At 63.2% G+C, this 14,987-nt stretch carries 15 protein-coding genes; 6 read left to right on the top strand and 9 right to left on the bottom strand.

The annotated features are described in order from the left end of the window. Nucleotides 1-127: 127 nt before the first annotated feature. A complete protein-coding gene (locus ACWGS9_RS02475) occupies nt 128-1,339 on the top strand; it encodes an NADP-dependent isocitrate dehydrogenase (protein WP_454503730.1) in 1,212 nt (403 codons plus the stop codon). Nucleotides 1,340-1,420: 81 nt separating this feature from the next. Continuing rightward, nucleotides 1,421-2,047: a glutathione S-transferase family protein gene (locus tag ACWGS9_RS02470; RefSeq protein ID WP_454503729.1), complete on the top strand. Its 627-nt coding sequence runs from the start codon at nt 1,421-1,423 to the stop codon at nt 2,045-2,047. Between the two features lie 226 nt (nt 2,048-2,273). On the opposite strand, the gene alaS is transcribed toward ACWGS9_RS02470, so the two are convergent. After that, nucleotides 2,274-4,943, bottom strand: coding sequence for an alanine--tRNA ligase (alaS, locus tag ACWGS9_RS02465; RefSeq protein WP_454503728.1), 2,670 nt, complete (start codon nt 4,941-4,943; stop codon nt 2,274-2,276). A 339-nt stretch (nt 4,944-5,282) separates the two neighbouring features. After that, nucleotides 5,283-6,380, bottom strand: a complete 1,098-nt coding sequence (recA, locus tag ACWGS9_RS02460) for a recombinase RecA (RefSeq protein WP_454503727.1) — start codon at nt 6,378-6,380, stop codon at nt 5,283-5,285. A 281-nt stretch (nt 6,381-6,661) separates the two neighbouring features. Between recA and ACWGS9_RS02455 the strand changes: the two genes are divergently transcribed. Further along, a complete protein-coding gene (locus tag ACWGS9_RS02455; RefSeq protein WP_454503965.1) occupies nt 6,662-7,600 on the top strand; it encodes a carbohydrate kinase family protein in 939 nt (312 codons plus the stop codon). Nucleotides 7,601-7,639: 39 nt separating this feature from the next. Next, nucleotides 7,640-8,557 (top strand): pseudouridine-5'-phosphate glycosidase, encoded by a 918-nt coding sequence (locus tag ACWGS9_RS02450; protein ID WP_454503726.1) that lies wholly within the window; start codon nt 7,640-7,642, stop codon nt 8,555-8,557. A 245-nt stretch (nt 8,558-8,802) separates the two neighbouring features. On the opposite strand, the gene ACWGS9_RS02445 is transcribed toward ACWGS9_RS02450, so the two are convergent. Then, nucleotides 8,803-9,126, bottom strand: a complete 324-nt coding sequence (locus ACWGS9_RS02445) for a TfoX/Sxy family protein (protein WP_454503725.1) — start codon at nt 9,124-9,126, stop codon at nt 8,803-8,805. Between the two features lie 88 nt (nt 9,127-9,214). On the opposite strand from ACWGS9_RS02445, the gene ACWGS9_RS02440 reads away from it, so the two are divergent. Then, entirely contained in the window at nt 9,215-9,712 is a 498-nt protein-coding gene (locus tag ACWGS9_RS02440; protein ID WP_454503724.1) for a GFA family protein, read from the top strand. Nucleotides 9,713-9,849: 137 nt separating this feature from the next. Here ACWGS9_RS02440 and sufA read toward each other — a convergent pair whose 3' ends face one another. Continuing rightward, nucleotides 9,850-10,230 (bottom strand): Fe-S cluster assembly scaffold SufA, encoded by a 381-nt coding sequence (gene sufA, locus ACWGS9_RS02435; protein ID WP_454503723.1) that lies wholly within the window; start codon nt 10,228-10,230, stop codon nt 9,850-9,852. 177 nt (nt 10,231-10,407) lie between these two features. Here sufA and ACWGS9_RS02430 point away from each other — a divergent pair, with 177 nt between their 5' ends. After that, nucleotides 10,408-10,944 (top strand): STM3941 family protein, encoded by a 537-nt coding sequence (locus ACWGS9_RS02430; protein WP_454503722.1) that lies wholly within the window; start codon nt 10,408-10,410, stop codon nt 10,942-10,944. A 2-nt stretch (nt 10,945-10,946) separates the two neighbouring features. Here the strand turns inward: ACWGS9_RS02430 and ACWGS9_RS02425 are convergent, their stop codons facing one another. The 5 genes from ACWGS9_RS02425 to ACWGS9_RS02405 all read right to left on the bottom strand — a co-directional run bounded on the left by ACWGS9_RS02425 (nt 10,947) and on the right by ACWGS9_RS02405 (nt 14,957). Then, nucleotides 10,947-11,339, bottom strand: a complete 393-nt coding sequence (locus ACWGS9_RS02425; protein ID WP_454503721.1) for an SUF system Fe-S cluster assembly protein — start codon at nt 11,337-11,339, stop codon at nt 10,947-10,949. A 5-nt stretch (nt 11,340-11,344) separates the two neighbouring features. Further along, nucleotides 11,345-12,586: a cysteine desulfurase gene (locus ACWGS9_RS02420; RefSeq protein ID WP_454503720.1), complete on the bottom strand. Its 1,242-nt coding sequence runs from the start codon at nt 12,584-12,586 to the stop codon at nt 11,345-11,347. 104 nt (nt 12,587-12,690) lie between these two features. Then, nucleotides 12,691-13,962, bottom strand: a complete 1,272-nt coding sequence (gene sufD / locus ACWGS9_RS02415) for a Fe-S cluster assembly protein SufD (protein WP_454503719.1) — start codon at nt 13,960-13,962, stop codon at nt 12,691-12,693. A 25-nt stretch (nt 13,963-13,987) separates the two neighbouring features. Next, a complete protein-coding gene (gene sufC, locus ACWGS9_RS02410; protein ID WP_454503964.1) occupies nt 13,988-14,743 on the bottom strand; it encodes a Fe-S cluster assembly ATPase SufC in 756 nt (251 codons plus the stop codon). Beyond that, nucleotides 14,736-14,957, bottom strand: a complete 222-nt coding sequence (locus ACWGS9_RS02405) for a hypothetical protein (protein WP_454503718.1) — start codon at nt 14,955-14,957, stop codon at nt 14,736-14,738. The genes sufC and ACWGS9_RS02405 overlap by 8 nt, the downstream gene beginning before the upstream one ends. Between the last annotated feature and the right edge of the window lie 30 nt (nt 14,958-14,987).

The following is a 14,987-nucleotide window of genomic DNA, read 5'->3' as shown; positions in this document are numbered from 1 at the left end:
ACCTCGTCCGCCAAGGCGCGGATCGCGGTTTGCGCGCTGAAAAGGCCTTTGATATACGCTCCGCATCCCCGGCCGAAACCATGCGGGCAAGGCCGTTCAGATCCCCAAGCAACGAGGCATTCTTTCCATGGCGAAGATCAAGGTGGCGAACCCGGTCGTCGAGCTCGACGGCGACGAGATGACCCGCATCATCTGGCAGTTCATCAAGGACAAGCTGATCCACCCCTATCTCGACCTGAAGCTTGAATATTACGACCTCGGCATCGAGCACCGCGACGCCACCAACGACCAGGTGACCATCGACTCGGCCAACGCCATCAAGAAGTGGGGCGTCGGCGTGAAATGCGCGACGATCACCCCCGACGAGGCGCGCGTCGAGGAATTCAAGCTGAAGAAGATGTGGAAGTCGCCGAACGGCACCATCCGCAACATCCTCGGCGGCACCATCTTCCGCGAGCCGATCATCATGAAGAACGTGCCGCGCCTGGTGCCGGGCTGGACCAAGCCGATCATCGTCGGCCGTCATGCCTTTGGCGACCAGTACCGCGCCACCGACTTCCGCTTCCCCGGCAAGGGCAAGCTGACGATCAAGTTCGTCGGCGAGGACGGCCAGATGATCGAGCACGACGTCTATGACGCGCCCGGCGCCGGTGTCGCCATGGCCATGTACAATCTCGACGAGTCGATCCGCGAGTTCGCCCGCGCCTCGCTGAATTACGGCCTGCTGCGCAACTACCCGGTCTACCTGTCGACCAAGAACACCATCCTCAAGGCCTATGACGGCCGCTTCAAGGATATTTTCCAGGAGGTCTACGAGGCTGAATTCGAGGCCGAGTTCAAGGCGAGGAAACTCTGGTACGAGCACCGCCTGATCGACGACATGGTCGCTTCCAGCCTGAAATGGTCGGGCGGCTATGTCTGGGCCTGCAAGAATTATGACGGCGACGTGCAGTCCGACACGGTGGCGCAAGGTTTTGGCTCGCTCGGCCTGATGACCTCGGTGCTGATGACGCCGGACGGCAAGACGGTGGAAGCCGAAGCCGCGCACGGAACCGTGACCCGCCACTATCGCCAGCACCAGAAGGGCGAGGAAACCTCGACCAATTCGATCGCCTCGATCTTCGCCTGGACGCGCGGCCTCGCCCACCGTGCCAAGCTCGACGACAATGCCGAGCTGAAGCGCTTCGCCGAGACGCTGGAAAAGGTCTGCATCCAGACCGTCGAGTCTGGCTTCATGACCAAGGACCTGTCGCTGCTGATCGGCCCCGACCAGCCCTGGCTCTCGACCACCGGCTTCCTCGACAAGATCGACGAGAATTTGCAGAAGGCGATGGGGTGAAGCCAAAATCCCGGTAATGTCGAAGGCTCCGAAAGGAGCCTTCTTTTTTGGGCGCGAGCAATGAGAGCGAAAAGGTGATCGATGACCAAGCCTATCCTCTACGGCGCCGACTACAGCGTCTATGTGCGCATCGCGCGGATGGCGCTGGAAGAAAAGGGCACCGACTACGAGCTCGTCCCGCTGGACGTCTTTGCCGCCGAGGGCATTCCGGGCTGGTATTTGGAGCTTCACCCGTTCGGTCGCATCCCGGCCTTCGAGCATGACGGGTTTCGTCTGTTCGAGACCGGCGCCATCACACGCTACGTCGACGAGGCTTTCGCCGGTCCGGCTCTGCAGCCGGCCGACCCGCGCGGACGCGCCAGGATGGGCCAAATCATCGGCATGCTCGACGCCTATGCCTATCGCGCCATGGTCTGGGACGTTGCCGTCGAGCGGCTTGAGAAGGCGCAACCGGATGAGCTGCTGATCGCTAGCGGGCTCAGCCAGGCGGAAACGGTGCTGTCGGTTCTGAGTTCGCTGAAGGCAAAAGGACCCTGGCTGCTTGGCGACCGGCTGACGCTGGCCGACCTGCACGCGGCGCCGATCATTGCTTATTTTCTCAAGGTCGCCGAAGGGCGCGATCTGCTGGCGGGGTTTGCGGAAATCCAGGAATGGTATGCGCGCATTTCCGATCGCTCGAGCTTTGCGCGGACCGAGAAGGCCGCCTGATTCGAGTGAACTTCCTCGACGCTGGCGCTGCCCCTCATTGCCCTGCCGGGCATTTCTCCCCGTAAACGGGGAGAAAGAAGCGGTCGCAACGCCGGCGATTGGCGAAAGCCGCGATGAGAGTGCCCTTCTCCCCGTTCAACGGGGAGAAGATGCCGGCAGGCAGATGAGGGGCAGCGCCGCCTTTGGGAAACTTGGAGCCGACTCGAACTAAGCCGACGGCCACGGCTTACGCCGCTTCCAGCGCTGCCTTCACCGCCGCGATTGCGTCGTTGGCCTTGGAGGCATCCGGGCCGCCAGCCTGCGCCATGTCGGGCCGACCGCCGCCGCCCTGCCCGCCAAGCGCGGCGGACGCGACGCGCACCAGATCGACGGCGCTGAAGCGGCCGGTCAGATCGTCGGTGACGCCGACAACCACGCTTGCCTTGTTGTCCTCGCCAGCGCCGACAAAGATGACCACGCCGGAGCCGAGCGTCTTCTTGCCGGCATCCGCCAGCGGCTTCAGGTCCTTCGGCGCCACGCCGGTGACCGCTTTGCCGAGGAAACCGACGCCTGCAACGGTCTCGTTGGCGGCCGGGGCATCGGCAACGGCCGAGCCGCCACCCAGCGCCAGTTTCTTGCGCGCTTCCGTAAGTTCCTTTTCGAGCTTCTTGCGCTCCTCGAGCAGTGTTTCGACACGAGCCGGCACATCGGCCGGCGCAATTTTCAGGGTCGCCGCCGCGGCCTTCAGCCGCCTGTCCTGCTCGTCGAGATGCTTGCGCGCCGCCTCGCCCGTCAGCGCCTCGATGCGGCGCACACCGGCCGCCACCGCGCTGTCCGAGAGGATGCGCACCAGGCCGATGTCGCCGGTCGACCTCACATGCGTGCCGCCGCACAGCTCTACCGAATAGGGCCGGTTGGCCTTGGCACCGTGCAGGCCGGTGCCCATCGACACGACGCGCACCTCGTCGCCATATTTTTCGCCGAACAGCGCCATCGCACCCTCGGCGATCGCATCGTCGACCGACATCAGGCGCGTCGTCACCGGGCTATTCTGCACGACGATCTCGTTCGCCATGCGCTCGACCTCTTCAAGGTCCTCCGACGAGATCGGCTTGTTGTGCGAGATGTCGAAGCGCAAGCGTTCGGGCGCGACCAGCGAGCCCTTCTGCGCGACATGGGTGCCCAGCACCTCGCGCAGCGCCTCGTGGATGAGATGCGTCGCGGAATGGTTGGCGCGCAGCCTGGAGCGGCGGGCATGATCGACCTTGAGCTCGACGGCTGCGCCGGTCTTGACCGTGCCGCTCGCCACCTTGCCGAGATGCACGAACAATCCGTCGGCCTTCTTCTGCGTGTCGGAAACCTCGATCGAGAACCCGTCGCCGGAGATGACCCCTGTATCACCCATCTGGCCGCCGGATTCGCCATAGAACGGCGTCTGGTTGACAACCACGGCGACCGCGTCGCCCTGGCCGGCGCTGTCGATGGTCTTGCCGTCCTTGACCAGTGCCTGGACGATGCCTTCCGCCTGCTCGGTCTCGTAGCCGAGGAACTCGGTCGCGCCGGTCTTTTCGCGCACCGAGAACCACACCGTCTCGGTCGCGGCGTCGCCAGAGCCCGCCCAATGCGCCCGCGCCTCGGCCTTCTGCCGTTCCATCGCGTCGGTGAAGCCGGCGATATCGACCGAGATGCTGCGCTGGCGCAGCGCATCCTGCGTCAGATCGAGCGGGAAGCCATAGGTGTCGTAGAGCTTGAACGCCGTCTCGCCATCCAGCATGTCGCCGGCATGCAGCGTCTCCGTGGCGTCCGAAAGCAGGCCAAGGCCGCGCACCAGCGTCTTGCGGAAGCGTGTCTCCTCGAGCTTCAGCGTTTCGGTGATCAGCGCCTCGCCCCGCACGAGCTCGGGATAGGCCTGGCCCATCTCGCGCACCAGCGCCGGCACCAGCTGCCACATCAGCGGCTCCTTGGCGCCAAGCAGCTGCGCGTGGCGCATGGCACGGCGCATGATGCGGCGCAGCACATAGCCGCGGCCCTCGTTGGAGGGCAGCACGCCGTCGGCCACCAGGAAGGAGGTCGAGCGCAGGTGATCCGCGATGACCCGGTATGAAGCAACGTTCTCCTGGCTCGGCCCCTGCCCGAGTGCCGAGGACGCCGCATCGATCAGATGCCTGAACAGGTCGGTCTCGAAGACGCTTTCGACGCCTTGCAGGATGGAGGCCATGCGCTCCAGGCCCAGGCCGGTGTCGATCGAGGGGCGCGGCAGGTCGATGCGCTCCTCTTTCGTCACCTGCTCATACTGCATGAACACAAGGTTCCAGAATTCCAGGAACCGGTCGCCGTCTTCCTCCGGGCTGCCGGGCGGGCCGCCCCAGATATGCTCGCCGCGGTCGATGAAGATTTCCGAGCACGGGCCGCACGGGCCGGTATCGCCCATCGCCCAGAAATTGTCCGAGGTCGGGATGCGGATGATGCGATCGTCGGAGAAACCGGCGATCTTCTTCCAGTAACCCGCCGCCTCGTCGTCGGTGTGATAGACGGTGACGAGCAGCTTGTCCTTCTTGAGGCCAAAACCCTTGGTGATCAGGTTCCATGCAAGCTCGATCGCGCGCTCCTTGAAATAGTCGCCGAACGAGAAATTGCCGAGCATCTCGAAGAAGGTCAGATGGCGCGCGGTGTAGCCGACATTGTCGAGGTCGTTGTGCTTGCCGCCGGCGCGCACGCTTTTCTGCGCGGTCGAGGCCCGCGAATAGGGACGCTTCTCCAAACCGGTGAAGACGTTCTTGAACTGCACCATGCCGGCGTTGGTGAACATCAGCGTCGGATCGTTGCGCGGCACCAGCGGGCTGGAGCCGACGATCTCGTGGCCCTCCTTGCGGAAGTAGTCGAGGAATGTCGACCGGATGTCGTTCACGCCACTCATTGCATACTGCCTTTTTCGCAAGAACCGCCGGCCCGGCCGGCGGCAAATGGGCTTTGGTGTTTCAGAAGATAGATTGGCCTTTTAGCGATAGCTCTTGAGCCTGTCCAGAAACACGGAGTTGGGCCAATTAAACGATCCGCCGGCCGCTCGACGCTACCCCGAAACGCAAAACCGCCGGCACGAAGGCCGGCGGTTCGGGTACGCAGTACTCAAGAACTCGATTACATAAGCATATACCGATAAACCAGGATTGTGGCCGAACTCCGGCTAAGCCGACTAATTGCTTTGGCTCGATTCCGGACAGGAACCATGGCGCAACCCTCTTGGAACCAACCAGCCCTACACAGCGCCGGCTTCGTCCTCAAAACCCTCATCGCCACCCTCGGAGCCGCCGTTCTCGAGGAATTTCTCGGCGATCAGCCCGGCATTCTGACGCAGCGCCAACTCGACTTCGCGCGCCATGTCGGGATTGTCGCGCAGGAACAGCTTGGCGTTCTCGCGGCCCTGGCCGAGGCGCTGCGAGTTATAGGAGAACCAGGCGCCCGACTTCTCGATGACACCGGCCTTGACGCCGAGATCGATCAGCTCGCCGGTCTTCGACACGCCCTCGCCATACATGATGTCGAATTCAACCACCTTGAAGGGCGGGGCGAGCTTGTTCTTCACCACCTTGACGCGGGTCTGGTTACCGACGACCTCGTCGCGGTCCTTGACCGAGCCGATGCGGCGGATGTCAAGGCGCACCGAGGCATAGAATTTCAGCGCATTGCCGCCAGTGGTGGTTTCGGGCGAACCGAACATGACGCCGATCTTCATGCGGATCTGGTTGATGAAGATGACCATGGTGTTGGAGCGTGAGATCGAGGCGGTCAGCTTGCGCAGCGCCTGGCTCATCAGGCGAGCCTGCAGGCCAGGCAGCGAATCGCCCATCTCGCCTTCGATTTCGGCGCGCGGCGTAAGTGCTGCCACCGAATCGACCACCAGCACGTCTATGGCACCGGAGCGCACCAGCGTGTCGCAGATCTCCAGTGCCTGCTCGCCGGTGTCGGGCTGCGAGATCAACAGGTTCTCGAGATCGACGCCAAGCTTGCGGGCATAGACCGGATCGAGCGCGTGCTCGGCATCGACGAAGGCGCAGATGCCGCCCTTTTTCTGCGCTTCCGCAACCGTGTGCAGCGCCAGCGTCGTCTTGCCCGAGCTTTCCGGCCCGTAGATTTCGATGATGCGGCCGCGCGGCAGGCCGCCGACGCCGAGCGCGATGTCGAGGCCGAGCGAGCCTGTCGGCACGGTTTCGATCTCGACCACCTGCTCATTGGCGCCGAGCCGCATAATCGAGCCCTTGCCGAAAGCGCGCTCGATCTGCGACAGCGCCGCATCCAGAGCCTTTGATTTGTCCACTGCCTTATCCTCTACAAGCCGCAAAGAATTCTGAGCCATGATACATCACCCCTTGGTCGTCAATGAAGGCCGGACAATCCGTGATCCCTGCCTGTTTTGTACCTTTTTTGTTCTCATTTGGCAAGGGGCAATAAATGCCTGAAAAACAATCAATATCTCGGTCTGTTCTATTTTTGTCTCACCAGGACTAGTATCCACCAGAAGCACTGGTTCAAAAGAGACTTCGCCGTCCGACCGTCCGAATCGCGACCCGATTGCGAGGCGACCAGAGGAAACCTAGTGTGCGCAGCCGCACGATCAACCAAGGTCACCACATCCACATGCCGACATCCCCAACAATCCTGGCGCTGGGCGGCGCGCATATCGACCGGCGCGGCCAGGTCTCGGGCACCTATGTGCCCGCCGCCTCCAATCCAGGCATCATGCGCGAGGATGTCGGCGGCGTCGTTTTCAATGCGTTGCGCAGCGTGGTGAAGCGCGGCGTGTCGGCCTCGCTGATTTCGGTGCGCGGCGGCGACGCGGCCGCCGACACGGTCGCCTCGGCGATCGACGGCGCAGGAATAACGGACCTCTCGGTCGTGTTCCTCGACCGCACGACGCCCAGCTACACGGCGCTGATCGACGCCGACGGCGAATTGATCGTCGGGCTGGCCGACATGGCGCTCTATGACCTTGCTTTCACCAAACAGATCCGCCGCGCCAAGGTGCGCGAGGCGATCGCCGCCGCCGACGCCGTCCTGTGCGACGCCAACCTGCCGACGGCGGCGATGGAACGGCTGCTGGCGCTTGCCGGCGGCAGGCCGGTCTTCGCCATTGCCGTCTCTCCGGCCAAGGTCGTTCGCCTGGCGCCGCTGCTCGCCGATCTGTCGCTGCTTTTCATGAACCGCCGCGAAGCTGCCGCGCTGGTCGGCGCCGAGCCTTCCGGAGAAACCCTTGTCCGCCAACTCAGGCAGGCCGGCCTGAACGCCGGCGTCGTGACGGCCGGCAGCGCTCCGGTGCTGGGCTTCGACGACACCGGCACCTTTCAAATCGACCCGCCCGCGCCGCGCAAGGTCGCCGACGTGACCGGCGCCGGCGATGCCTTGACCGGCGCAACGGTCGCCGCCTTGCTGCGCGGACTGCCGCTGCGTACCGCACTGCGTGAGGGCCTTGCCGCGGCGATGCTTGCCATCGAGAGCGCCGAGGCCGTGCCGTCCTTCACGGGCGCCAACTTCACGCAGGCGCTTGCCCTTGTGCCGGAGCCGCGGGAGGTGGCATAGGGCCACCGACCATCTACTTCCTCCTTGTCGGAGACAGCCATGACGCCGCAAACCGCCCGCCCCTTCGTCGACATCCACCAGCCTGTAGCGGAGGCGCTCGCCGCTGGTCGACCGGTGGTGGCGCTGGAAAGCACCATCATCACCCACGGCATGCCCTATCCCGAAAATGGCGCGATGGCGGCCAAGGTCGAGCAGATCATCGTCGACGGCGGCGCGGTTCCGGCGACGATCGCCGTGGTCAACGGCCGCATCAAGATCGGGCTCTCCGACGGCGAGCGCGAATCGCTGGCCATGACCGGCGACGCCATGAAACTGTCGCGCGCCGATATCGGCTTTGCGGTAGCGCAGGCGCGCACCGGCGGCACCACTGTTGCGGCGACCATGATCGCCGCGCATATGGCCGGCATCAAGGTCTTCGCCACTGGCGGCATCGGCGGCGTCCACAAGGGCGCCGAGAAGAGCTTCGACATCTCGGCCGATCTCGACGAGCTGGCGCGCACGCCGGTCATCGTCGTCTCGGCCGGCGCCAAGGCGATCCTCGACATCGAAAAGACGCTGGAAGTGCTGGAGACGCGCGGCGTGCCGGTCATCGGCCATGGCTGCGAGACCATGCCGGCCTTCTGGTCGCGGCAATCGCCCTTCCGCGCGCCGCTGACGCTCAATGCGCCGGAGGACATCGCGCATTTCTACCGGACGCGGCAGGCGCTGGGTCTCGGTGGCGGCATCCTGATCGCCAATCCGGTGCCGGCGAATGACGAGATCCCGGCTGTCGAAATGGATGGCTACATCCAGGCCGCGCAGAAGGCTGCAGAGGCGCACAATGTCACCGGCAAGGCGGTGACGCCCTTCCTGCTGTCGAAGATTTTGGAGCTGACCGGTGGCCGCAGCTTGAAGACCAATATCGCGCTGGTAGAGAACAACGCGCGGCTTGCGGCGGAGATCGCCAAGGCGTTGTAGGCGCGGAACACTCAGCTGCTGGCTGCGACAGCCAAAAGCGAACGCCGAGTTCCTTCGCACCCCCCTCTGGCCTGCCGGCCATCTCCCCCGCAAGGGGGGAGATCAGCAGCTCGGCTGACGGCGCTCTTCCTGCAACGTTGGCGATTGGCGAAAGCGATGGCGACATCCAATCTCCCCCCTTGCGGGGGAGATGTCCGGCAGGACAGAGGGGGGTGCTGTCCCGCCAGCATTTCGACAATTCGGCGCTACTTCCCCGCCCGCCTTCCTGCTTCATAAGCGCGGCGCGCCCACACCGCCATTTCGTCGGGATCGTCGAAAGCCTCATCGGGAATGCTCCAATAGGGCATCGCGATCAGCTTGCCGTGCCGCGAGCCTGTATAAGCCCACTGGCTGCACCCAGCGGCCTCGAAATCAGGCACGCTCGCCTCGTCCGCCTTCAGCATCAATTCGCCGCGCACGACGACCGCGACGATGACGCCGTCGCAATAGATGCCCTTGCCGCCGAACAGTTTCCGAATACTGATCGGCCCCAGGCTTTCGAACAGTTCTTCGAGGCGGGCATTGTCCATGTCGCATCATCTCATCCGGCATGGGCCTTGTCATCGCCGCAACCAAAAGCATGCTGACAGGTTGAGACGTGGAAACGGAGTTCCCGCCATGCCTGTCCTGCTCAAAGGCTCCTGCCGCTGCGGCGCCGTCCGCTTCGATGTGGAAAGCCACACGCCGGTGCCGTTCATGCTCTGCTACTGCTCGATCTGCCGCAAGCAGCAGGGCGGCGGCGGTTTCGCCATCAACCTCGGCGCCGACTACGAGACGATGAATGTCAGGGGCAAGCGCAGCCTCGGCGTCTACCGCGCCGAGATAGAGGACGACGAGCATCCGCATTGCGATGTCTCGACCGGCGAGCGCAATTTCTGCAGGAAATGCGGCTCAGCGCTCTGGCTCTATGACCCGACCTGGCCGGATCTCGTGCACCCCTTCGCCTCGGCGATCGACAGCGACCTGCCGAAACCGCCGGAAAGGGTCCATCTGATGCTGAAATACAAGGCGAGCTGGGTCGAGCCGGTCATCGGCAGACAAGACAAGGTGTTCGAAATCTATCCCGAGGAATCGATCGCCGACTGGCACAAGCGTACCGGCATGTGGGTGGAGTGATTGTCTTCTCCCCGTTCTACGGGGAGAAGATGCCGGCAGGCAGATGAGGGGCGGCGCCAGCCTCTCAGAACTTCGCACTTACCCCTCATCCGGCCCTTCGGGCCACCTTCTCCCCGTAAACGGGGCGAAGGAAAGGGTCAGGCCGAAGTGCGCGCCTCGGCAAGCGCCTTGAGATCGGCCGGCTTCAGCTCGACCGATTCGCCGCAGCCGCAGGCCGAGCTCTGGTTCGGGTTCTTGAAGGTGAAGCCGGTGCGCAGCTTCGTCTGCTCGAAATCCATCTCGGTGCCGAACAGGAAGAGCGCGGCTTCCGGCGCGACATAGACATGCGCGCCGTCGCGCTCGATATGGTCGTCCTTGGGGTTCGGTTCCGTCACCAGGTCGACCGTGTATTCCATGCCGGCGCAGCCGCCCTTCTTGATGCCCAGACGGATGCCATGCGCGCTCTCGCGCGTGGCGACGATCTCGCGCACCCGGTCGGCGGCCTTGTCGGTCATCGTGATGACGGCGAAGCGTCCCATGTCATTCTCCACGTTCGCGCGAGTTCAAGGCCCACGGAATGAGTCTGCTCTTAAGATGGTGAAGTTTTCCGCCCAGTGCAACCCGATCGAGGCTCCATTTCAAAGACGGAAATCGTAATTAAACGTTCACTAGGTATATTCGACGCAACGACGACGATGAGATGGCGGGAAAGCTGGATGCCATTTGACACCAATCGAACGGTTGAATTTCGCTCATCTCCTGCTCGGCTCGGCTTGGGTGCTATCTTATTGGCGGTGATGGGAACCCTGTGCCTTGCATTAGGCTGGCCGCTATTGCCGGACATCGCTCCCACTAGTTTCGAACAAATTCTCGGTTGGACAGGCGCAATATTGTCCGCCGCCACTTTTGTGATTGTCGTGGTACGTCTCTTCGACTTGAACCGGCCAACGCTAATTCTATCGCCTACGGGCTTTTGGGACGTCCGCCTATCGGCCGAATTCATCCCATGGAGCGCTGTGAAGCGCATTTCGGAGCGGAGTTATCGGCGACAAACGTTCCTTTTGGTAGAAGTCCTGGAGAGCGTCTGGCAGAGTTCGTCTTTGACCAAACTGGCGCGCTGGAGTCGAGGACCAAATAGGATGATGGGTCTCGATGCAATGTGTATTGGCACGGGTGATCTCGACGTCAAATATGACGAGCTGTCCTCAATGATCACAGCTTACGCCAGAGCATACGGCGTCAAAGTCGACTAAGCTCAATACCACCCGACCGCCACCTGCGCCTCCTCCGACATGCGGTCGGGCGTCCACGGCGGATCGAAGGTCATGCTGACCTCGACACCGGAAACGCCTTCGACGGCGCCGACGGCGTTCTCGACCCAGCCCGGCATCTCGCCGGCCACCGGACAACCCGGCGCGGTCAGCGTCATGTCGATCTTGACCGAGCGGTCGTCCTCGATGTCGATCTTGTAGACCAGGCCGAGTTCATAAATATCAGCCGGGATTTCGGGGTCGTAGACCGTCTTCAGCGCCGAAACGATGTCGTCGGTCAGCCGCGCCAGCTCGTCGGCGGGGATCGCCGAGGCCGAAACGATGCCGTTCGCGGCCGTCTCCGGCGCGGTCTCTGCGGTTGTGCTTACATCGTCCATCATCGTCACCCGAAGAACTTTCGCGCCTTTTCCAGCGCTTCGGCCAAAGCGTCGACTTCGGCCCTGGTATTATACATGCCGAACGATGCCCTGCATGTGGAGGTGACGCCGAAGCGTTTCAACAGCGGCTGGGCGCAGTGCGTGCCGGCGCGAACTGCCACGCCTTGCCTGTCGATCACCATCGACACGTCATGGGCATGGATACCCTGCAATTCGAACGAGATGATGGCGCCCTTGCCGGGCGCGTCGCCGAAGATGCGCAGCGAGTTGATCGCGCGCAGCCGCTCATGCGCGTAAGTCTTGAGGTCCGCCTCGTGTGCTGCGATGCGCTCGCGGCCGACCTTCTCCATGTAGTCGAGCGCCGCGCCCAGCCCGATCGCCTGCACGATCGGCGGCGTGCCGGCTTCGAAGCGGTGCGGCGGCTCGTTATAGGTGACGATGTCCTCCGTCACCTCCTCGATCATCTCGCCGCCGCCCATGAAGGGCCGCATCTCTTCCAGCCTATCCTTCTTGCCGTAGAGCACGCCGATGCCGGACGGACCGTAGACCTTGTGGCCGGTGAAGACGAAGAAATCGCAGTCCAGATCCTGCACGTCGATCGGCATGTGCACCGCGCTCTGGCTGCCGTCGACCAGCACCGGAATTCCGCGCCCATGCGCGATGCGCACGATCTCCTTGATCGGCGTCACCGTGCCCAGCGCGTTGGACATCTGCGTGATGGCGACGAGCTTGGTGCGGTCGGTCAGGCGCTTTTCGAATTCCTCGATATGGAAGGCGCCGAGATCGTCGACCGGCACCCAGACCAGCTTCGCCCCCTGGCGCTCGCGGATGAAATGCCACGGCACGATGTTGGAGTGGTGCTCCATGATCGAGAGCACGATCTCGTCGCCCTCGCCGATCCGTGGCATGCCCCAGCCATAGGCGACCGTGTTGATTGCCGACGTGGTGTTGGAGGTGAAGACGATATTGTCGGTGCTTGGTGCGTTGAGAAACCGCTGCACCGACTTCCGCGCATTCTCATAGGCATCGGTCGCGGCATTGGACAGGAAATGCAGGCCACGATGGACGTTGGCGTATTCCTGGGAATAGGCGTGCTGGATCGTGTCGAGCACCACCTGCGGCTTCTGCGCCGAGGCGCCATTGTCGAGATAGACCAGCGGCTTGCCATAGACCTGGCGCGACAGGATCGGAAAGTCGCGGCGGATCGCCTCGACATCATAGGGGGTGGTTTCGATCTTCTGGTCCATTTCCAAGTCCTTGCCGGCCAAGGCCGCGATCCTTCCAACACCCCTCATCCGTCTCGGCGCTTCGCGCCGATCCACCTTCTCCCACAGGGGGAGAAGGTTAGGCGCTAGCCGTGCGTCGAAAACCAGTCGTCGAGCCGCGCTTCGAGCGCTTCTACCAGCGCCTCATCGTCCAGTTCCTCGATCACTTCGGCCACGAAAGCCTTTACCAGAAGACCCCGCGCCGTCTTCTCGTCGATGCCGCGCGCCATCAGGTAGAACAGATGGTTGTGGTCGATCTCGGTGACTGTCGCGCCATGGCCGCAGACGACGTCGTCTGCGAAGATTTCCAGCTCCGGCTTGGTCGAGAACTCGCCGTCGTCCGACAGAAGCAGCGTGTTGCACGCCATCTTGGCGTTGGTCTTCTGCGCGTATTGATGGACGTTGATGCGCCCCTGGAAGACGCCGCGCGCCTTGCCGGTCACCACATTGCGGATCACTTCCGTCGAGGTCGTGTGCGGCACGGTATGGTCGAGCACCATGGTTGTGTCGGTATGCGTATCGCCGGCCAGAAGGTTGATGCCGCGCAATTTGAAATCGGCTCCTTCGCCCGTCGTCCTGACGACGACCTCCTGGCGAACGAGCTTGCCGCCGGCATTCATCACGAACAGCGTCAGCTTGGCATCCTTGCCGATATGGGCCTTGAACTGGGCGAGATGCGTCGCCGTGTCCGGCTGCTCCTGCACGATCAGCCAGGTCACCTCGGCGCCGTCGCCTACCACGAGCTGGCTGACCGAGCTGACGAGCGCCTCGTCGCCCTCGCCCGTCTGGCGTTCAAGGATGATCGCCTTGGCGCCGGCTCCGACGCGCGCCAGCAGCCTCACATGCGACTGGCCGCCGGCCTGCAGGTTCTGCAATTCGATCGGCTTTTCCAGCTCGGCGCCGTCGGCGATGTCGACGAAATAGCCGTCGGCGACAAAAGCGGTGTTCAGCGCGCCGATCGCGTCGTCCTCGCCATAGGGGTCGAGCCCTGGTGCAACGCTGCCATCGGTCAACTTCTCCGACAGGCGCTGCACGGTGACGTCTTCGATTTCCGGCAGCTTGGCGTTGGAGACGCCGTTCAGCACCGACAGAACCGCCGACCCTTCAAGAACCGGGGCAAGCGCCTTGGCGACGGCGCCGGCTTCGAAAGCCGGCACCTTGGTCAGCAACCGTCGCAGGTCGGTATAATGCCAGGATTCGACGCGGCGCGTCGGCAGGCCGTGCTTGATCGCTTCGATCGCGTCGTCGCGCTTGACCATCACCGCGCCGTCGCCGGGCAGCAGCGACAGTCGCTCGCCGAAGGCATCGATCAGCGCCGTCTCGGCCAATGTCCGCTGGGGCTGTGCGTGCATGTTCATGACTTTCGCCTCGACTGCTCCCATCTCACGCGGCTTCGCCGATCACACCGGCATAGCCGTTGGCCTCGAGATCGAGCGCCAGCGACTTGTCGCCAGACTTGATGACCTGGCCCTTGTAGAGCACGTGCACGCTGTCGGGCACGATGTGCTCGAGCAGGCGCTGATAGTGGGTGATGACGACGATGGCGCGGTCGGGCGAGCGCAGCGCGTTGACGCCGTCCGAGACGATCTTCAGCGCATCGATGTCGAGGCCGGAATCGGTTTCGTCGAGCACGCAGAGCTTCGGCTCGAGCAGCTTCATCTGCAGGATCTCGGCGCGCTTCTTCTCGCCGCCGGAGAAGCCGACATTGAGCGGCCGCTTCAGCATCGCCATGTCCATGCTGAGCGAGGCGGCGGCTTCCTTCACGCGCTTCAGGAACTCCGGCACCTTCAGGGGCTCCTCGCCGCGCGCCTTGCGCTGCTCGTTCATCGCCACTTTCAGGAATTCCATGGTCGCCACGCCCGGTATCTCCATCGGATACTGGAAGGCCAGGAAGACGCCGGCCGTGGCGCGCTCGGCCGGATCCATCTCGAGGATCGACTGGCCATTGTAGAGGATGTCGCCCTCCGTCACCTCATAGTCCTCGCGGCCGGCGAGGATATAGGACAGCGTCGACTTGCCCGAGCCGTTCGGCCCCATGATAGCGGCGACCTCGCCGGCTTTCACGGTGAGGTTCAGGCCGCGGATGATCTCGGTGCCGTCATCGACGATGCGGGCGTGCAGGTTCTTGATCTCAAGCATCATTCTCTACTTTCACATTCTTGTTGTTCTCGACGCCCGATCCTTCACTGGGTTTCCCCAGAAGCGCGCTAGCAAGATTGCCAGTGACGATCATCCAGCCAAAAAACCCAACCGCGCCTAGGGTCGCAATCGAACCACCGATATTTTTTACCGAAATCAAGCCAAATACGGCGCCTACCAAAGCGACCACGGCGCCTCCAACCGCCAGCGTCAAGAAGAGCATCAGAACGATGAAGATCGAGCT

This window comes from Mesorhizobium sp. Arg314 (assembly GCF_053714275.1).
Note: the sequence above shows the minus strand (reverse complement) of the source record. Positions and strands in the feature narration are given on the sequence as shown.